The organism is Candidatus Magnetaquiglobus sp. (assembly GCF_058402785.1).
Window position 1 is genome coordinate 58,855 of the sequence record NZ_JBZVFG010000015.1, and the last position, 19,611, is coordinate 78,465.

12 protein-coding genes are annotated in these 19,611 nt (G+C 63.7%); 9 read left to right on the top strand and 3 right to left on the bottom strand.

The features are described from left to right. Positions 1-502: 502 nt before the first annotated feature. Positions 503-2,302 (bottom strand): ATP-binding cassette domain-containing protein, encoded by a 1,800-nt coding sequence (locus ACV4UY_RS07325; protein ID WP_491606953.1) that lies wholly within the window; start codon positions 2,300-2,302, stop codon positions 503-505. Between the two features lie 108 nt (positions 2,303-2,410). On the opposite strand from ACV4UY_RS07325, the gene ACV4UY_RS07330 reads away from it, so the two are divergent. From ACV4UY_RS07330 to ACV4UY_RS07345, 4 genes are all read left to right on the top strand, one after another. Then, positions 2,411-2,983, top strand: a complete 573-nt coding sequence (locus tag ACV4UY_RS07330; RefSeq protein ID WP_491606954.1) for a Uma2 family endonuclease — start codon at positions 2,411-2,413, stop codon at positions 2,981-2,983. A gap of 9 nt (positions 2,984-2,992) precedes the next feature. Beyond that, on the top strand, positions 2,993-3,301 hold the full coding sequence (locus tag ACV4UY_RS07335) for a DUF3301 domain-containing protein (RefSeq protein WP_491606955.1): 309 nt from the start codon (positions 2,993-2,995) through the stop codon (positions 3,299-3,301). A gap of 147 nt (positions 3,302-3,448) precedes the next feature. Further along, on the top strand, positions 3,449-4,069 hold the full coding sequence (locus ACV4UY_RS07340; RefSeq protein ID WP_491606956.1) for a hypothetical protein: 621 nt from the start codon (positions 3,449-3,451) through the stop codon (positions 4,067-4,069). 48 nt (positions 4,070-4,117) lie between these two features. Further along, the gene (locus tag ACV4UY_RS07345; protein WP_491606957.1) at positions 4,118-6,487 is read left to right on the top strand and encodes a response regulator; all 2,370 of its coding nucleotides are present in this window, start codon (positions 4,118-4,120) and stop codon (positions 6,485-6,487) included. A 160-nt stretch (positions 6,488-6,647) separates the two neighbouring features. On the opposite strand, the gene ACV4UY_RS07350 is transcribed toward ACV4UY_RS07345, so the two are convergent. Both ACV4UY_RS07350 and ACV4UY_RS07355 read right to left on the bottom strand, forming a co-directional pair. Beyond that, positions 6,648-7,742, bottom strand: coding sequence for a hypothetical protein (locus tag ACV4UY_RS07350; protein WP_491606958.1), 1,095 nt, complete (start codon positions 7,740-7,742; stop codon positions 6,648-6,650). A 303-nt stretch (positions 7,743-8,045) separates the two neighbouring features. Beyond that, positions 8,046-8,330, bottom strand: coding sequence for a hypothetical protein (locus tag ACV4UY_RS07355; protein WP_491606959.1), 285 nt, complete (start codon positions 8,328-8,330; stop codon positions 8,046-8,048). A 233-nt stretch (positions 8,331-8,563) separates the two neighbouring features. Here ACV4UY_RS07355 and ACV4UY_RS07360 point away from each other — a divergent pair, with 233 nt between their 5' ends. From ACV4UY_RS07360 to purH, 5 genes are all read left to right on the top strand, one after another. Further along, a complete protein-coding gene (locus tag ACV4UY_RS07360; protein WP_491606960.1) occupies positions 8,564-13,252 on the top strand; it encodes a response regulator in 4,689 nt (1,562 codons plus the stop codon). Between the two features lie 26 nt (positions 13,253-13,278). Next, complete coding sequence (locus tag ACV4UY_RS07365; protein WP_491606961.1) at positions 13,279-15,069, top strand: putative bifunctional diguanylate cyclase/phosphodiesterase; 1,791 nt, start codon at positions 13,279-13,281, stop codon at positions 15,067-15,069. 423 nt (positions 15,070-15,492) lie between these two features. Further along, on the top strand, positions 15,493-16,560 hold the full coding sequence (locus ACV4UY_RS07370; protein WP_491606962.1) for an AI-2E family transporter: 1,068 nt from the start codon (positions 15,493-15,495) through the stop codon (positions 16,558-16,560). After that, positions 16,557-17,762, top strand: coding sequence for an RsmB/NOP family class I SAM-dependent RNA methyltransferase (locus ACV4UY_RS07375; protein ID WP_491606963.1), 1,206 nt, complete (start codon positions 16,557-16,559; stop codon positions 17,760-17,762). The genes ACV4UY_RS07370 and ACV4UY_RS07375 overlap by 4 nt, the downstream gene beginning before the upstream one ends. Positions 17,763-17,785: 23 nt before the next feature. Beyond that, entirely contained in the window at positions 17,786-19,390 is a 1,605-nt protein-coding gene (gene purH, locus ACV4UY_RS07380) for a bifunctional phosphoribosylaminoimidazolecarboxamide formyltransferase/IMP cyclohydrolase (RefSeq protein ID WP_491606968.1), read from the top strand. Positions 19,391-19,611 lie beyond the last annotated feature (221 nt).

Genomic DNA, 19,611 nt, shown 5'->3' on the forward strand with positions numbered 1-19,611 from the left:
GAACCGTCCTGCCGGTGGAAATTCGTCACCATGGAACTCCCGAAGGGAGGTCCGTGGTACGGGGGTGAGGGGGTTCTCCCCCCATCATGCAAGTTACAACCCGTTGCCGCGCGCTTCCCGCGATGCGGAACGGTTGCCGACCGCACTCAAGCGGGCCAGACGGCCCCCCCTGCCTCCGACCGGGACCTCGGCCCTTTGGCGCCTGTTGGACGGACATGAGCCGAACAGCCTCAGGATCATTGGGCGGTGTGTCACCCGGAATTCCTGAAAGATCTCCCATTCTTGAGCAGAGATCGATCGGCGAGTCGCACGGCGCGTGTTGGCGGCGGTGGGTCACCCGGAATTCCTGAAAGATCTCCCATTCTTGAGCAGAGATCGATCGGCGAGTCGCACGGCGCGTGTTGGCGGCGGTGGGTCACCCGGAATTCCTGAAAGATCTCCCATTCTTGAGCAGAGATCGATCGGCGAGTCGCACGGCGCGTATTGGCGCTGTTGCAGGCCGTTACTGATCCATCCCCTCCAAAAGCTCCCAGCGGGCATAGGCCGCGCCCAACTCCGACTCCAGGGCCGTCAGCCGCGCCTGATCCGCGGCCAACCGTTCCGGAGAGTTCCGATAATAGGTCGCCTCGGCCATGGCCGCGTGCAGGACACCCTGTTCGGCCTCCAAAGCCTCGATGCGGGCCGGCAGCCCCTCCAGCTCGCGCCGCTCCTTGTAGGAGAGGCCCGTTGCTTTTTTCGGCGCAGGTGGCGGTGGCCTGGGAGCGGCCTTCCGGACCACCGCCGGGGCCGCGACCACCGGCGGGGGCGGTCGCTGTTGCAACCAGTCGTCATAACCGCCGGCATACTCGCGAATCTCTCCCGGCTCCCCCTCGAAGACCAGGCAACTGGTGACCACATTGTTCAAAAAGGCCCGATCGTGGCTCACCAGCAGCAGCGTGCCGGCGTAATCGGCCAGAAGCTCCTCGAGCAGATCCAGGGTATCGGTGTCCAGATCGTTGGTGGGCTCGTCCATGACCAGGATGTTGGCCGGGTTCAAGAACAGCTTGGCCAACAACAACCGGTTGCGCTCCCCGCCGGAGAGGATCTTCACCGGGGAGCGGGCACGGGCCGGCGGAAAGAGGAAGTCTTGCAGATAGCCGATGATGTGACGGGTCTGACCGCCCACGCTCACCATCTCGCGTCCGTTGGCCACGTTGTCGGCGACCGTCTTCTCCTCGTCGAGTCCGGCGCGCAACTGATCGAAATAGGCCACCTCCAGGTTGGTGCCGAGCCGGATCGAACCGGCTTGCGGAACGAGCCGTCCGAGCAGCAGATTCAACAGCGTGGTCTTGCCGCACCCGTTGGGTCCGATGATGCCGATCTTGTCGCCACGCTGCACCACGGTGGAGAAATTCCGGATGTAGGGCACGCCATCGTACTGGTAGCCCACCTCCTCGGCCACGGCGACCAGTTTGCCCGATTTTTCCGCCAGCTCGGCGCGCAGACGGACCCGTCCCTCCAGCTCGCGCCGCGCCCGGCGCTCCCCGCGCATCCTCTCCAAGGCGCGCACCCGCCCTTCGTTGCGGGTGCGGCGCGCCTTGATCCCCTGGCGGATCCATGTCTCTTCCTGGGCCAGACGCTTGTCGAACAGGGCGTTGGTGACCGCCTCGGAGTCCAGGGCCGCCTCCTTGCGCTGCTGATAGAGCCGGTAATCCCCCGGCCAGTCGGTGAGCCGTCCCCGATCCAGCTCCAGGATGCGGGTGGCGATCCTTTCTAGAAACATCCGGTCGTGGGTGATGAAGAGCAAGGCCCCCCGATACCCCTTGATCACCCCCTCGAGCTGTTCGATGGTGGCCATGTCCAGGTGGTTGGTGGGCTCGTCGAGCAGCAGCACGTCGGCCTCGGCGGCCAGGGCGCGGGCGAGCAGCACCCGGCGCTTGAGACCGCCGGAAAGGGTGGCGAAGGGCGCATCGCCGTTGAGGCCGAGCAGCGCCAGAAGGCTTTCGACCCGCGCCGCCACCCGCGGCAGATCCTCGGGATGGAGAGGTGCGGAGTCCGGCAGGGCCACCTCGCGGGCCACCCCTTCGAGATCGCCAGGCACCTCCTGATCAAGGGTGGCGATGGTGATCCCCTTGGCGCGGATAACCTCCCCCTCGTCGGGTTGGCACATCCCGGCCAACAGGCGCAGCAGGGTCGATTTGCCGGTGCCGTTGCGACCCACCAGGCAGACCCGCTCGCCCTTGTCCATGGAAAAGCTCGCCTCATCCAACAGAAGCGGACCACCGAAGGCGAGTTTCACGTCACGAGTACCGATCACGGCCATGTTTGCTTGGATTTCCGGTTTGCAAGGAGTGGGAATCGGGTATCATACGTCAAGATGGTCGAAAAGGTGAATCGGTTTTGTGATTTTCTTCAAAGAGGAGATCAACCCATGTCAACTCACGTCAAGCCGGAACCAAATCCCGTGACGGTCGAGGCATTTTTGGCCTGGGAGGGAGAAGAGGGGGATACGCGACATGAACTGGTGGATGGCCGGATCGTCGCCATGTCGCCGCCGTCGCGCGTCCATTCCAGAATGACCGCCAATCTCGCCGCAACCATGAATAGCCGGTTGCGTCCGCCGTGCATGGTACTGGTCGAGGCCGGCATCCATCCGCCAAAACGGGACGACGCCTATTATCAGGCCGATCTGACCATTGATTGCACCCCGTTGACCCCCGATGGGCGTGAAGGGACCCATCCCCTGGTGATCGTTGAGATCCTCTCTCCCACCACGCGCACGCATGATCGCGGGCTGAAACTCGCCGATTATCGAACCCTTCCGAGCGTCCAGGCCATCCTGCTGGTCTCCTCGGTGGCCTGTCATGTGGAATACTGGCGGCGTGATGGCGCGGGGTGGCGGGTGCTCGATCTGATCGGACGCCACACCCGCCTGCATCTGGAACCCCTGGAGCTGGAGGTCACCCTGGATGAGATCTATGCCGGTCTCGACTGGCTGGGGTGATGCACGCACATGGAACCGTGGGCCATTCTTTCCCTGTTGGTGTTGGCATGGGTATGGCATGGCTCCATGCGGGCGCGGGAGATCGCCTGCGCCGAGGCACGCGTCATCTGCCACCGCATGGCCTGGGCGTGGCTCGACGAGACGGTCTCCTTGAAGTCGCTGGGCTTCGCGCGGGACGGGCACGGCAGGTTGAGACTCCGGCGCATCTATGCCTTTCGCTACCTGGAGGCCGCCCATCTGATCCGCGAAGGGGTGGTGATGCTGGTCGGGGATCAGATCCAGACGGTGTTGCTGGATACCGCGCGACTCGATGCATGAGCGGTGGTTGGGCCATGGCCCAAGCCGGCGCGGGTGATGAGGGCATCGCCAACCCGACTCTGGGACATGCCTCGACGATGGTTGGGATGCCGGGATGCCGGCATCCTGAAAAATTGGGTGTACTCTTGATGATGGACGAGGGCTGACATGCGCATCCGGTTTCTGGAGGAGAAGGTCTCCTGGCTCAAGGGGTTCTTTCTGTTCTACCTGTTTTTTCTGGTGATGTTCTTCGCGGCGGCCCCGTTTTTGACACTGTGGCTCTACTCGGAGACCAGCGTCACCCGGACCCTGCTGCCCCAACTGATCGGCTTTTGCATGCAGGGTGGCTTTCTGGTGGTGCTGTTCGCCCTGTATGAAAAGCGGGCCATCGTGGATACCCGCCAGGCCTGGAAAGGGACCCTGCGCGCTTTTCTGGCTCCGCTGGTCGATCCCTGCTTGGCCGCCTGGAAACCCGTGCATCTGCCCGAGAACAATACCTGGTGGCCAGAGCCGCCGACGATGCGCGCCGGCATCGACGCACTGCGCGTCGATGGAATCAACGCGGAACTCCGGGAGGCGCTCCGGGAGATCGCGCGGGAGCGGTTGCTGGCCATGCAGTCCCTCACCGCGCTCGCCGCACAGATCGATCATGCCCATCTGGCGGCCTGGCTGGAGCTGCTGGTGGTGTTGCGCGGGATCGAGAAGACCGAAGATGACGCGGAACTTAATCAACTCGTGATCCGAATGTTGGAGACGGTGGTCCGTTTCGATGAACTTTTTTTCGTGTGAGCGACTCAACATCCGGGGGAATGTCGTGACGCGCGGAAGGGGGGCCCGGTGAGGAATCGACGCGAAGACGGTGACCAGGGGGGGATCTCCTGGCAACCCTGGCTGGTCTGGATCGCGGTCGCGACGGGATGCGCGGTGGCGGGAGGCCCGGTCGCGGGTGCGGTGGCGCTGGCCCTGGGGGGCGCGTTCGGGGCAGGCATGCGCATCGGCGCCCGCCAGCATGACGCGCCCTCTCCCCCCGCGCCCATGGTGATGCCCAAGCCGATCGAGCCCTCCGTCACATCCAAACCGGTCGAAACATCCGCCACGCCCGGCCCGGTGACCCCCGCGCCATCCCCGATGGAAACCCGGCTGATCGAAACAATCGCGACACTCGAGGCAGATCTGGCGCGCGCCATCTCCGAAAGTCGGGCCAAAAGCGAATTTCTGGCCATCATGAGCCACGAGATCCGCACCCCCATGAACGTGGTGCTGGGGATGCTGGAGCTGTTGCGCGAGGCGCCGTTGGATTACGAACGACGCGAACAGGTGCGACTGGCGTATGGATCCGGCAAGACGCTCTTGGCGCTGATCGACAATGTGCTGGATTTTTCCAAGATGGAGGCCGATCGGCTGGAGCTGGACGAGGTGGATTTCGATCTGCGCGCGCTCGTGGACGAATCGGCCCTGATTCTGGCGACCCTGGCCCATACCAAGGAGATCGAGCTGACCCCGTTCTTTCCCCACGGCATGCCGACGGCGGTACGCGGGGATGTGAACCGGCTGCGACAGGTGTTCACCAACCTGCTCGGCAATGCCATCAAGTTCACCCCGGAACGCGGCAGCGTCGAGCTGCATGGTGGTCCGGTGGGACCGGGCAGCGAAGGGCGCACCGAGTATCTTTTCGAGGTCCGCGACACCGGACCGGGGGTGCCGGAAAGCGATCGCGAACGAATCTTCGACATGTTCGCCCGTGCCGAGGAGCATCGGGCGCAAGGATTTCCCGGCACCGGCCTGGGACTGGCCATCAGCCGGCGTCTGGTGGAACGGATGGGTGGCGCAATCGGGGTTGACGACAACCCCCATGCCCGGACCGGCAGCATCTTTCATTTCAGCATCCAGCTCCATCAGCAACCCCAGGGGGCCGGCGTCGAGCCGGGACGGGATCTCTTCAAGCATCTGCGCGTGCTGGGGGTCGAGATCGACGGACTGCAACGGCTGTTTCTCGAGGATGTGTTCGAGCTGTTCGGCTCACGTTTCGATTTCGTCGCCGAGACCGAAACCGCCCTGTCCGTCCTGCGGCATGCCAGACAGGAGGGCCATCCGTATGATCTGGTGCTGCTCAACCAGAAGCCGGGCCAGGAGAATCCCCTCACCTATCGGGCCTTGCGGGATGGGGATTCGCGTTGGAAATTCATCCTGTTGACCGACATGCTGGATCAGGGGTGGGATGATGCCTCGGACCTGCCCGGCACCTCGATCTGTCTGAAAAAACCGGTGAGCGCCGAACGGTTGCGTCTGGCCATCGAGTGGCTGCTTCTGCCCAGGGAGGGGGCGAGCTGTCCGGTGGTGACCCCGGCCCAGCGTCGCGAGGCGGATTCGGTCCAATACGACGCCCACATCCTGGTGGTGGACGATCATGCCGCCAATGTCACCGTGGCGCGCGGCATGCTGACCCGCCTGGGGTGCGTGGCCAGTCGGGTGATCGGCGCGCGGGACGGTCAGGAGGCGGTGGAACGGTTCATGGCGCGGGATTTCGATCTGGTGCTCATGGATTGCCAGATGCCCGGCATGGACGGATACGAGTCGAGCCGACGGATTCGGGCGTGGGAGCGGGAACGGGAGTTGCCGCCGGTGCCGATTCTGGCCTTCACCGCCAACGTGACGACCGGAAGCCGGCAGCGTGGCGAAGAGGCGGGCATGTCCGAATTTCTCTCCAAGCCGGTCACCCTCGCGGAGTTGCGGGCGGTCCTGGAACGGCATCTCACGCCCGTTCAGAAGATGCCATCCCTCCTCGCTGCCGCGCCAGGCTTCCAAACCGCGCCAGGCTTCCAAACCATCGCCCCGCCCATCCCGGAAACGGTGGTCGCGCCCGAAAAAAGCGATGTGGAGATCCTGTTGAGCGCCATGGAGTCGATCGGCCTGCCGGAGGAGGATTTTCGCGATGTGGCCGGTCTGCTGATCACGCAGATTCCGGAGCTTCTGGACAGTCTGGAGCGGGATCTGATCGGCGGGGAGCACGAGGCGGCCCGTGCCACGGCCCATGTCTTGAAAGGGAGCATGGCCAACACCATCTTCCCGCAGTTGCAGCCACACACCCGGCAGTTGCACGAGTGCATCAAGGGGCGGAACTGGCACGAGGCCGAGGTCGCCCTGGAACGGGTGCGCGGCCAGTTCGGTCCGGTCCACAAGGCCCTGAGGGTCTTCTTGAGCCCGTAAGCGCCCTGCGAAACCGACCATGCCCGAAGCGGACCCGACCGTGCCCGAAGCGGACCCGACCATGCCCGAAGCGGACCGACCATGCCCGAAGCGGACCCGACCATGCCCGGACCGACACGCCGATGGCGCGGCGATCGCCACGCCATCGGCGACGCGATGACTACTTGACCGCAAACAGCTCGGTGAGCTTGCTCTGCCGGGATTCGATCAGCGCCTTCTCCTCCTTGGGGAGGATGGCGGGGATGTCGGCCTGCCTGGCCATGGTCTCGGTGAATTGCTGTTCCGAACTCTTGAGCTGATCCAGGGCGATCTTCTTTTGCGCCGGCGGCATGGTGGGAGCGTTGTTGATCACCTGTTTCTGGTTGGCGAACCACTGCTTGTGCATCTTCTCCATGTCGGCGCGCAGGGCCGCCGGATCGGAGGGATGGGCCGCGGCGGGAGCGGCATTCGCCGGGAAGACGACGGACTTCAGGGATTTTTTCGCCTGATCGAGCTGATCGAGGGACTGCTGACGCTGCATGGGATGCATGAAGGGATTGGCGCGAATCTGCCGCTCCTGGGTATCGATCCATGCGGCCTGCCGTTGGCGAGCGGCCTCCACCGCATCGACCTGGGTGGTCGCCGGGAGATTCGCGGGCGCGGCATTACTCTGGACGTCGCGCGCCATTTGGGCGAGAATGCGCTGTTTCTCATACGGTGGAATGTAGGGGTTGGCGCGGATCTGCTCCTTTTGCGCCTCGAGCTGATCCCGCATGCGCTTGTTGGCCGCGGCCATCTCCTTTTCCATCCGCTTGCGCCCCTCGGCCTGGCGGGCCTCGTTCTCCTGGCGCTCCTTGGCGATGCGGGCCTCGTTCTCCTGGCGCTCCCTGGCGATGCGGGCCTCGTTCTCCTGGCGCTCCCTGGCGATGCGGGCCTGGGTCTCGGCCTGCCCCTTCTCCGACTCCACCAGCGCCAACCCGGTGTTGATGTGGTTGAGCAGGTAGTGGAAGCGATCCGGATCCCAGTTCTTCTCTTTCAACTGGGCATTGAAGTTCGGATCACCGCGCATGCTCGCGACCAACCAGGGGGTGCGCGCCGTATCAAACTGGGGTTTCTGTTTGCCGAGCCACTGAACCAGTCCCGGATAATCGGCGACGAAGCGATCCAGTTCGGCTTGGGTGAAGGGTTGGTTTTCCTGGGGCTGGGCGGCCTGAAGCGTGGCGGTTCCGCAAAGCAGCGCGACCCCAAGCGTCGCCGCGAGGAGCTGTTTATTCATGGACGGATCCTTCTTGAACTAAGGTTGGAAGGGATGCACGGGCTTGATTGGGGAAGGTCCCCTCTCCCATCGCACCGGAATCCCCCCACGGGGGGGGTTCACGGCACAAGGCGTGTTCTTTGGTATTGTGGCCGATTTTGCGCGACTTGGCAATGATTTGAAGCAAACGCTGATAAAGCGATGCGGCGTGCTCGGCAGGAAACGAAGCGGTAGCCGGGTTTTCACCGATCCACCCGAAACCCTCCAAGGGATCCGCGGGTTGATCGGACACTTTCCCGCCTCATGACGGGCAACCGGTGGGAATCAGGCGAAGATCATACCCAGGGCATCGACGACCACCCAGCCGGCCAGGGACCAGAGCGCCACGAGCGCGGCGATCAGGGCCATGCGCATCCAGCGGATGAACAGGGTGTCGAGGGTCGGGACGTGCCGTTTCCGGGCCGTGGCCTTGGGCGCAGAGGTCTTGGCCGGGATGGAGACGGACCAGGAGACCGGCAGGGCCGGGATCAAGGCCGAGGGCCGGATTTTCTTGAAGATGGACCAGTTTTCCGGTTCCAGCAGGGTGCCGTGGTGAAGCGCGAGTCTCATGTCAGGGTTCTCCCGAATTATGCATGAATTCTCATTGTCGAGATCGTTGCAGTGCATCATAATTCATACCGCAATGCAAAAGCAATAAAAAAATTCAAAACTGGATTTTGTCACGCAATATTTTTTCTATCCAACTGTCCGGGATGAGGAGCCCACCCCACCCCCGAACAGTACCCGAAGAAAGATCCTCTCGACCCATCACCTCTACCGAAAACCAACGCGCGCGAGGAAGGATGACCACCAACCAGGATCCGGGATCCCTGCGATCCCTCATCGAACGACCGGGCCTCACCCTGCTGGCCGTGCTGTTGACCGGGGCGATCTTCGCCTTCGACATCACGCAGCCCCTCGACTCCGCGGACGGGGTGCTGTATCTGGCCGTGCTGCTGTTGGGGTGGTGGATGCCGGGCACCCGGAACCGATTCCTCCACACCGCCACCGGTCTCTCCCTGCTGGTCCTCGTGGATTTCTGGTTGACCCCCATGCAGGAGGTCTCGGTCTGGCTGGCCCTGATCAACCGCCTCTACGTGCTGCTCGCCATCTGGAGCGTGGCCATCACCTTGTGGACGGCCAAAGGGGCCCTGGAGGCCCGGAATCGCCAGACCATCGAACTTCACAAACTCTTCGTGGCCGTGGAACAAAGCCCGGCGGCAGTCATCGTCACCAATGCCCAGGGGGTGGTGGAGTATGTCAACGCCCGCTTCGAGGCCTTGACCGGGTATGCCCGCGCGGAACTGATCGGTCTGCCCAACGGATTGGAACGGTTCGGCTTGCGCGAGGGGACACACGCCGGCGCCCGGATGGGCACCCCGGATCAACCCTGGCGGGGAGAACTGGTGAGTCGCACGAAGAGCGGCGAATCCTACCGATCATCCGTGGCGGTGGCGGCGGTGCGCGATCCGGACGGAGAGATCAGCCACTTCATCGGCGTGCAGGAGGACATCACCGAGCGCCGCGAGCACGAGCAGCGTCTGGCCCAGGCCAATCGCGCCTTGCGTGGACGGTTGAGCTTCTCCGAGATCCTCTCCGCGAACGACGATGAGCGGGGGATGCTGGAACGGCTCTGTCGGGTGCTGATCGAGGGAACGGGATATCGGTACGCCTGGGTGGGGCTGATCGATCCGAATGACGACACCCGCGTCCAACCGGTGGCCTCCCACGGTCACCCCCCCGCTCCGCCCCTGGATCGTCCTCTCCACTGGGACGAAGACTCCCAGGAAAAAAGCCCCACCAGCATGGCCATCCGCACCGGTCGTCCCTGCGTGATCCAGGAGTTGCGCACCGGTCAGCCCGACACCCCTCCCTCTCCACCCGGTCCGACGGGTCTGCACGCCTGCATCGCCCTGCCGTTGCGCATCGATCAAACCACCATCGGCGTGCTCACCATCCATGCGGCCCAGGCCGGGGCGTTCGACGAGATGGAGATCGACCTGTTGCGCGAACTGGCCGTGCAGATGGCCGAGGGGATCCGCAACCTGCGCGAACGGCACCAGAAACAACGCCTGGAAAGAGATCTTTCCGCCAACGAACGACGCTATCGCCTCCTCTTCGACGCCATGGCCAGCGGCGTGGCGGTCTACGAGGCGTGGAACGATGGGGAGGATTTTCTGATCAAGGAGCTGAACAAGGCCGGTGGACGCATCACCCGCACCGACCCGGACCTGGTGACGGGTCGCAAGGTCAGCGAGGTCTTCCCCGGCATACGCGACTTCGGTCTCTTCGAAGTGTTCCAGCGGGTCCACCGCACCGGGATTTCCGAGCATCGCCCGGTGACCCTTTATGAGGATCAACATCTCCAAGGCTGGTTGGAGAACCATGTCTATCGGCTGGAGTCCGGCGAAATCGTCGCGGTATTCAACGATCGCACCAGGCAGAAACAGGCCGAGGAGAGCCTGCGCGCCTCCGAGCAGCTGATGCGCGATCTTTACGAGAACGCACCCGTGGCCTTCTTGTCCGTGGATGCCGGTTCGGGGCGCATCCTGCGCGGCAACCGCGCCGCCGACACGCTCTTCGGACAGGATTTCCAGCATGTCGATGGCGCCCAATTCCAGGACCTGGTGGCCGATCCGGCCACGATGTACCTGCTCGCCGGTCCGGGGGTGCGGGATCGCGAGGTGGCCCTCAAGAAATCCACCGGCGAGATTCTGTGGGTCACCCTGTCGGTCTCCCCGAAAATGGATGTCCATGGCGCGATCGTCGAGCATCGGCTGATTCTGGTCGATCACACCGAACGGCGCCAGGTGGAGGAGAGCCTGCGTCAATACGCGGCCATCGTGGCCGCCTCCAGGGATCACCTCTCCTTTGTCGGCCATGACTACATCTATCGAGCGGTCAACCCGACCTATCTGCGCGCCCACGGCGCCAAACAAGGCGACATCGTGGGACATGACATCGCCGAACTGCTCGGAACCGAAACCTTCCAGAAGATTCGCGGCAATCTGGACCGCTGCCTGGCCGGTGAATCGATCAACTATCAGGCCTGGTTCGACTATCCCGCGCTGGGTCGCCGCTGGATGGATGTCTCCTATTTTCCATACCAGCGCCGGGACGGGCGCGTGGAAGGGCTGGTGGTGGCGGCGCGGGACATCACCGACCGCAAGCGGATGGAAGACGAACTGCGCGCCAGCGAGGAGCGGGCCCGGCTGGCCAACCGCGCCAAGGGGGCCTTCCTGGCCAACATGAGCCACGAAATCCGCACCCCGATGAATGCCATCCTGGGCATGGGCCACCTGATGAAGCAGACCGACCTCTCGGACCAGCAGCACGCTTACCTGACCAAGATCCAGGCCGCCTCCGAGTCGCTGTTGCGCATCATCAACGACGTGCTGGACTTCTCCAAGATCGATGCCGGCAAACTGGAGCTGGAAATATTGCCGTTCGATCTGTGTCAGCTGATGGAACGGGTCACCGATGGGGTGCTGGCCAAGGCGAGCGCCAATCCGGCCCTCGAGGTGCTGGTCTCGATTCCCCTGGATGTGCCGCGCCTGTTGATCGGGGATGCGGTGCGCCTGGGACAGGTGTTGACCAATCTGTGCGACAACGCGGTGAAGTTCACCGCCCAGGGCGAGGTGGTGCTGGCGGTCGAAAAACGCGCCGAGGGCCACGACTGGGTGGAACTGGCGTTCGTGACCCACGATACCGGGATCGGCATCGAAGCCGAACAGATCGACCGGCTGATGCAACCGTTCCAACAGGCGGACAGCTCCACGACGCGACGCTACGGCGGAACGGGGTTGGGGTTGGCGATCTGTCGCAACCTGGTGGAAATGATGGGGGGCGCATTGACCGTGTCCAGCAAACCGGGGGCCGGAAGCCGTTTTTCGTTCGTGCTCCGTCTCCCCGTGGCCCCGGATGTCCGGCGCGATCCGTTCCAGGCCCCCGAGGATCTGCGCGGACGCCGGATTCTGGTGGTCGATGACAACCCGGTCTCCAGGGAGATTCTCACCGGCCTGCTGCGCGCCATGGGGTTCGTCCATGAGGCGGAGGAGTCGGGCGAGGCGGCGCTTTTGGCGTTGCGCCGCGCCGCCCGCCGCGGCGAACCGGTCGAGCTGGTGCTGATGGACTGGGCCATGCCCGGCATGGATGGGGTGGAGACCGCGCGCCGCATCATCGCCGATCCGGAGATCCCGTTGCATCCGGTGATCATCATGGTCTCGGCCTTCGACCGCGAAATGGTCATGGCTGCGGCCAAGGATTCCGGGATCTGCAGTTTCATCCACAAACCGGTCACCCCGTCGGCCCTCTTCGATGCCGTGATGGCGCGGTTCGGCAAGGCGTTGACCCGCGCGCTGGTCGAGGCGCCCGCCCACGATCTGCGCGGCATCGAGGCGCTGCGCGGCAAACGGATCCTGGTGGTCGATGATCTGGCCGACAACATCGAACTGATCCGCGAAATTCTCACCCGCCGGGGCATCCAGGTGGTCGAGGCCCACGATGGTCGCATGGCGGTCGAGACGGTGCGGGCAGCGGATCCGGGGTTCTTCGATCTGGTGCTGATGGATATCCAGATGCCGGTCATGGACGGTCTGGAAGCCACCCGCCTCCTCGCGCCGTTTCCAAACGCACCGCCGATCGTCGCCATGACCGCGAGCGTGCTCGCCGAGGATGTTCAATCCTGTCTGGAAGCCGGCATGCGCGACCACCTGGCCAAACCGATCATGGTCGATGCGCTGTTGAAAAAACTGATCCTCTGGTGCGACGGCCCATCCGCGACCGAACCGTCCACGCCCCCGGGGGTGGAGCCCATGCCCGCTCCGGTCAACACCCCCATCGACTGGGCCGCCGGCTTGCGACGCTGCGAGGGGGATGCCGGCCTGCAAGAACGGCTGATCGCCAACTTCAGACGTGAGTTCTCCACCGCGTCGGGGTGGATCCGCGAACCCTTCGACCAGAACCTCTGGGACGAAGCCTTGCGCCGCGTCCACAAACTCAAAGGGGCCGCAGCCAACATCGATGCCGTGGAACTGGCCCGCATCGCCGGTTCCCTGGAAACCGCGCTGCGCAAGGGGGACACCCCCTCGGCCCAGGTGTGGATGCCCAAACTCGAAGCCGCGCTGCTGGCGGTGATCCAGGAGATCGAGCGCACCTCCGGTCCATCCGGAAAGGTTTCCGGCTCAGGGCATGATGGGGGTTGCCCCTCCTCATCCCCCGGCCAGGGCTCGCCCTCACGGGGACCCCACACCCAAATAAATGGGCGTTCAATCGATCAAAAAAATCTGTTGCAATCGCTACAGGAATTAGGCATCTTGTTGGACAAGGGAGATATTCGCTGCGATGTTGTGTACCGACGCATCGAGCGGGCTCTTTTCGAACTGAACGGGTTCGATGAGGTGGTCACCCGATTGCACGGGCATATGGACCGGTTGGAGATGGCGAGGGCAAAACAAACCGTGGATGCCTTGTTGCACCTGTTGAACCACTGATCGTCGGCGCAGGGAAGGAGAGACCCATGGAACCGGTCGAAACGCTACCCACGGTTCTGGTCGTGGATGACTCACCCGACAACATCCGCCTGCTGGGGAACATCCTCCTGCGGGAGTGTCGGGTATTGTTCGCCACCAGTGGCCAGGCCGCCATGGACAGCGCGGTCGCCAACCACCCGGATCTGGTGCTCCTCGACGTGATGATGCCGGAAATCGACGGGTTCGAGGTGTGCCAATGGCTGCGTGCCCAGGAAGCGACCTGCGGGATTCCGGTCATTCTGGTGACCGCGTTGAACGACATGGACGCGGAGACGCGCGGTTTCGAGGCGGGTGCGGTCGATTTTCTCACCAAGCCGGTCAATCCGGCGGTGGTGCGGGCGCGAGTCGCCGCCCATCTGGCCTTGAAGAGACAACGCGACATTCTGGAAAAAACCAATCTCCGCCTCCAGGAGGAGATCCGGCGCCGCGAAAAACTCGAAACCCAACTGCGCGAGCAGGCGGAGTACGACGCCCTCACCGGTCTGCCGAACCGCAAACTCTTTCACGACCGGTTGCAACAGGCGGTTCTGGTGGGCGAACGGCGCCGCCGTCACTTCGCCCTGCTGTTCGTGGATCTGGATCGCTTCAAGTGGGTCAACGACACCCTGGGCCACGATGCCGGGGACACCCTGCTCATCGAGGTGGCCAGACGCCTGAAAGGGGTGGTGCGCAAGTCGGATACCGTGGCCCGCCTGGGCGGGGATGAGTTCACGGTGATTCTCTCCGACATCCTCCACGAATCGATGGCCGAACTGGTGGCGCGAAAAATTCTCGAGCAACTCTCCACCCCGTTCATTCTCAAGGGGCAGCAGGTGGCCATCTCCGGCAGCGTCGGCATCGGCATGTTCCCCGACGACGGGGCCACTCCCCACGATCTGGCCCGCAACGCCGACTCGGCCATGTATCTGGCCAAGCAGTCGGGTCGCAACGCCTTCCGTTTTTTTTCCGAGGAGATCGATCGTCAGGCCCACCAGCGCATGACCCTCGAGGGGGAGATGCGCCTCGCCTTTCAGAACGATGAGTTCTTCATCGACTATCAACCCAAGATCCGCCTGGCCACCGGACGACTCTCCGGCATGGAGGCGCTGGTGCGCTGGGACCATCCCCGCGAGGGCGTGCTGTTTCCGAAGCAGTTCATCCCCCTGGCCGAGGGAACCGGCCTGATCACCCAGGTGGGGGCCTGGGTGTTGCGCACCGCCTGTCGCGATGCCACCCTCTGGATCGAGGAGGGATTCACCGACCTGAGACTGGCGGTCAATCTCTCCGCGCTGCAATTCCGCGACGGCGAACGGTTGGTGAGCATGGTCGAGGAGACCCTGGTCGAAACCGGCTTTCCCGCCAAGAATCTCGAACTCGAGATCACCGAAAGCATGATGCTCGGCAATCCCGAACAGGCCGCCGAGACCTTGAATCAGCTGCGCGATCTGGGCATCTCCATCGCCATGGACGACTTCGGCACCGGCTTTTCCTCCCTGGCGCTGCTCAAACGCCTGCCGATCCAGGTGATCAAGATCGACCGGTCGTTCGTGAAGGATCTCACCCCGGATGGACGCAACGCCTCGTTCACCTCGGCGATCATCTCCATGGCCCAGCAGTTGGGGTTGCGGGTGGTGGTCGAGGGGGTGGAGAGCGATCAGCAGTTGAACATTCTCAAACAACAGGGGGGCGACGAAGTGCAGGGATTTTTCTTCTCCCCACCCCTGGGTCGGGAGTCGTTCCTGGATCTGCTGCACGGACGTCTGCCTCTGGGCGCGGCCAAGGTGGTCAACGACGATTGAGTCCGGGCGAGGCCCCACGCCGGGAACCCGGCGCCGGAGACCCGGCGGGGCGGCGTCCTCACCCGACTCCCGGTGCCAGGCCACCCGCGGCGGCGGGTATTCGACGTTTCCGCCCGCTTCTCGTGCAACCCCTTCTGTCACGCACCCCGATCCGATCACGCCGATGGAGAAGCGGTCGATTCACGCTCCATTCTTGACTCAAGTCAACCCTTATGCGGCATCGCACCCTCCTGGCCCGCATGAATCCTGTTGGTGGACGGAATTTCTGGCTATAATCATCCAGGCCATCCGAACAAGCATCGACTTGCCGCTTCTCCTTGCGATCGCGAACAATCGAATCGCCCATGAACGACATGGGATCGCCATTCCGAAACAACAGGGTCGAGCCATACCTGAACGAGCCTTTGAGGAGACTCCCAAGCCATGCCCCCCCTGCTCGCCGGATACCTGCAAAAACTCCACAACCCCCAGTTCATGGGACTCTTCCTGGCCCTGCTCGGCGCGGTGCTCACCATCACCTTTTTCGGCTCGGCCCTGGCCCCCTACCTGACCGCCGTGGTGTTGGCCTATCTCCTGGAAGGGATGGTTCGCCCGCTGGAGAGGCTGCGCGTGCCGCGCATCCTGGCGGTACTGCTGGTATTCAGCCTCTTCATCCTGCTCGGAATCGCCTTCTTTTTCAGCCTGGTCCCGGCCCTGGCCCAGGAACTGTCGCGGGTTTCGACCGAAATCCCGAGAATCACCGAAACCTTGAAAGCCCTGCTGCATCAGATCACCCTTTCGGCCTCCGGATTCATCGACACCCCGTTCGCGGAGAGCATGTTGCTGGGCCTGGTGGAAAAATCCCAGGGGTGGGCCGCCGAGTCGATCTCCGTGCTGCTCAAGGGGGGGCTGCCGGGGTTGGTGTCGATGCTGGTCTACCTGCTTCTGGTACCGTTTCTGATCTTCTTTTTCATGAAGGACAAAACCGAACTGCTGCGAGCCTTCTCCCGTTATCTGCCCAGGGAGCGCACCCTGCTGGTCAAGGTGCTGCGCGAGGTCAACGCCGGGGTGGGCGGGTACATTCGCGGCAAGTTCTGGGAGATGCTCTTGTTGGGATCGGCCAGCTATCTCGGCTTCGTGCTGATCGGCTTTCAGTATGCCTTTCTGGTGGCGGTGCTGACCGGCCTGTCGGTGCTGATCCCCTTTCTGGGGCTGGCCGTGGTGACCATCCCGGTGATCGTGCTCGGCATCCTGCAATGGGGCATTACCTGGGATGCCACCCATCCGCTGGTCATCTACGGCATTTTGCAACTGGTGGATGGCAACCTGGTGGCGCCGATGATCCTCGGCGAGACGGTACACGTCCACCCCACCACGATCATGCTGGCGGTGCTGCTGTTCGGTTCCCTGTGGGGGGTGGCCGGGGTCTTTTTCGCGGTGCCGCTGGCAGTGCTGGTGATCAGCGTGCTCGAGGTCACCGTGGCCAACGACACGCAGGCGCCCGACGCATGACCCCCGATCTCTCCCACCGACTGGCCGAGCGCGTCCTGGAAGAGATCCTCGACCATCACACCTCGGCGGATGGGGCGTTGCGTCAACTCTTCTCGCAACGCAACTCCGGCTCCACGGAGCGGGCACGGGTGGGCGATCTGGTGTTTCATGCGTTGCGACACCTGCGGCGACTGGAAGCCGACGCCGAATCCGCCGGCGGCAACGACCGGGTGACCCGACTCGTCGCCGCTGCCGCCAGCGACCTGGACAACCCCGCCGCGTCCACCCTTGTCTCCTCCGCGCCGATTCGCTGCTCCCTGCCCGACTGGCTCTGGGAGACGTTCGTCGCCCAATGGGGCGAAGAGCAGGCCCTGGCCCTCGGCCTGTCCCTCAACCAACCGGCATCCACCGACATGCGCGTCAACCGCGCCCGCATCGACCGCGACACCCTGAGTCAGCGTCTGTTGGCCGCCGGCATCCACACCTTCCCCCTGGAGGATACCCCCGACGCCCTGCGACTCACCGGCCATCCGCCGGTCACCACGTTGGAGCCGTTTCACGACGGGTTGTTCGAGATCCAGGACAAGGGGAGCCAGTGGATCGCCCCCCTGCTCGGGCCTCGTCCGGGGGAGACGGTGGTGGATCTGTGCGCCGGCGGGGGCGGCAAGACCCTTCATCTGGCCGCGCTGATGCGCAACCAGGGACGCATCCTGGCCACGGATACCGATGCCCGCCGTCTCAACCGGCTCACCCAACGCACCCGCCGCACCCGGACCAGCCTGGTGCGGGTCCAAACGCTGCGTCATGAGCGCGACCCGTGGTTCAAGCCACACGTCGGCAAGGTGGATGCCGTGCTCGTCGATGCCCCATGCAGCGGCACCGGCACCCTGCGCCGTCACCCGGAGATCAAATGGCATCTTGACCCGGCCCAGATCGCCGCGCTTGCCGACCGGCAGAGCGCCCTGCTCAACGCCGCCGCCACGCTGCTCAGGCCCGGCGGACGGCTCGTCTACGCCACCTGTTCCCTGCTGCGCCAGGAGAACCAGGCGGTGGTCGAACGATTTGTTAATGAAAATCAGAACTTTCGACATCTCTCTGCCATGCCGCCCCTGGCGGCGCAAGGGTACGCGGGATTATACTTCCAGGAGCGGGATCTCGTGATTCTGCCGCACGTCGCCGGGTGCGACGGCTTTTTTGCCGCCCTTTTGCAGAGGAACCGTTAACGGTTGTCGAACCACACATGAGCATGATCCCCATCAAACGCGCCTTGATCAGCGTATCGGACAAAACCGGACTGGCCATTCTCGGTGAGGGACTGGCCGCCATGGGCGTGAGCATTCTTTCCACCGGCGGCACGGCGCGCGCGTTGCAGGGCAATGGCGTGGCGGTGACCGAGGTCTCGGATTTCACCGGGTTTCCGGAGATGCTCGACGGGCGTGTCAAGACCCTGCATCCACGCATTCACGGTGGACTGCTCGGGGTGCGCGACAACCGCAAGCACCAGTCCCAGATGAAAGAGCACGATCTGGAACCGATCGATCTGCTGGCGATCAACCTCTACCCCTTCGAATCCACGGTAGCCCGTCCGGGGTGTACTCTGGAGGAGGCGGTGGAGAACATCGACATCGGCGGTCCGGCCATGATCCGTTCCGCAGCCAAGAATCACCGTTGGGTGACGGTGCTGGTCGATCCCGAGGATTACGTCCGGGTATTGGCCGAGATGCGTGCCAATCATGGCGCGGTATCGGCGCGCACCAACGCCGAGTTGGCCCGCAAGGCCTTCGCGCGCACCGCCGCCTACGATGCCGCCATCGCCAACTGGCTCACCGCGCTGGATGCGGACAACAAGCCGGGGATGTTTCCCGAGGTACTCACCCTGCAATTCGTCAAGCAGCAGGAGATGCGTTACGGCGAGAACCCCCATCAGCGTGCCGCCTTCTATCGGGACGGCTCCCCGGCGGGCGGCAACATCGCCCATGCCCGTCAGTTGCAGGGCAAGGAGCTATCTTTCAACAACATCAATGACGCCAACGGTGCTTTCGAGCTGGTGCGCGAGTTTTCCGAGCCCACCATCGCCATCATCAAGCACACCAACCCGTGCGGCGTGGCCACGGATCCGGATCTGCTCACCGCTTATTTACGTGCCCGTGACACGGATCCGGTTTCGGCCTTTGGTGGGGTGATCGCGGTGAACCGTCCGGTGGACGAGCCATTGGCCAAGGAGATCGCCACCACCTTCATCGAGGCGATCATCGCGCCGGGTTTCACCGAGGCGGCCCGCAAGATCTTGTCTGGAAAAAACAATCTCCGGCTGTTGGAGACCTCCTCGCCGTTGGCGCCGGTCGTCTCCCGCGAGGGGTTGTTGAAAATGGATCTCAAGCGGGTGGTTGGGGGGTTGTTGGTGCAGCAACCGGATGTTGGCGAGTTGCGCGAGGGGGATCTCAAGTTGGTTTCGCGGCGTGCGCCCACGCCCGAGGAGCGGCGTGATCTGTTGTTTGCCTGGAAGATCGCCAAGCATGTCAAGTCCAACGCCATCGTTTACGCCCGTGATCTGACCACGGTTGGGGTAGGTGCCGGTCAGATGAGTCGGGTGGACTCTTCGCGCATTGCCATTGCCAAGGCCAACGATGCGGCTTTGGCTGCCGGGCGATCCGGCAATCCGGTGGCCGGATCGGTGATGGCTTCGGATGCCTTCTTCCCGTTCCGGGATGGGATTGACGCGGCGGCGGCGGCGGGGGCCACGGCGGTCATTCAGCCGGGCGGGTCGATTCGGGATGAAGAGGTGATTCAGGCGGCCAACGAGCATGGCATGGCGATGTTGTTCACCGGGGTGCGGCATTTCAGGCATTGAGGCGGGAGAAGGAACTTCAACCGTCGCGGGGGACGGGGGACCGAAGGTCCCCGGCGGAGGTTTGGAGGCAGAGCCTCCGAGGTTTTGATTTTGACTTTTCCGGCGTCTTTGTCTTGAAGTCTTTGGTCTTTGGCGCGCTCTTCAAAAAAAGCGATTTTCACGTCTTTTTACCGTGGAACTCCCGTAAGGGAGGTTCACGGTTGGGGGGTGAGGGGGTTCTC

Excerpts from the sequence above, each read along its gene's own strand:
- ACV4UY_RS07370 (WP_491606962.1), top strand. The coding sequence starts at position 15,493 with ATGCCCCCCCTGCTCGCCGGATACCTGCAAAAACTCCACAACCCCCAG.
- ACV4UY_RS07325 (WP_491606953.1), bottom strand. The coding sequence starts at position 2,302 with ATGGCCGTGATCGGTACTCGTGACGTGAAACTCGCCTTCGGTGGTCCG.
- ACV4UY_RS07355 (WP_491606959.1), bottom strand. The coding sequence starts at position 8,330 with ATGAGACTCGCGCTTCACCACGGCACCCTGCTGGAACCGGAAAACTGG.
- ACV4UY_RS07365 (WP_491606961.1), top strand. The coding sequence starts at position 13,279 with ATGGAACCGGTCGAAACGCTACCCACGGTTCTGGTCGTGGATGACTCA.
- ACV4UY_RS07360 (WP_491606960.1), top strand. The coding sequence starts at position 8,564 with ATGACCACCAACCAGGATCCGGGATCCCTGCGATCCCTCATCGAACGA.
- ACV4UY_RS07335 (WP_491606955.1), top strand. The coding sequence starts at position 2,993 with ATGGAACCGTGGGCCATTCTTTCCCTGTTGGTGTTGGCATGGGTATGG.
- ACV4UY_RS07350 (WP_491606958.1), bottom strand. The coding sequence starts at position 7,742 with ATGAATAAACAGCTCCTCGCGGCGACGCTTGGGGTCGCGCTGCTTTGC.
- ACV4UY_RS07375 (WP_491606963.1), top strand. The coding sequence starts at position 16,557 with ATGACCCCCGATCTCTCCCACCGACTGGCCGAGCGCGTCCTGGAAGAG.
- purH (WP_491606968.1), top strand. The coding sequence starts at position 17,786 with ATGATCCCCATCAAACGCGCCTTGATCAGCGTATCGGACAAAACCGGA.
- ACV4UY_RS07330 (WP_491606954.1), top strand. The coding sequence starts at position 2,411 with ATGTCAACTCACGTCAAGCCGGAACCAAATCCCGTGACGGTCGAGGCA.
- ACV4UY_RS07340 (WP_491606956.1), top strand. The coding sequence starts at position 3,449 with ATGCGCATCCGGTTTCTGGAGGAGAAGGTCTCCTGGCTCAAGGGGTTC.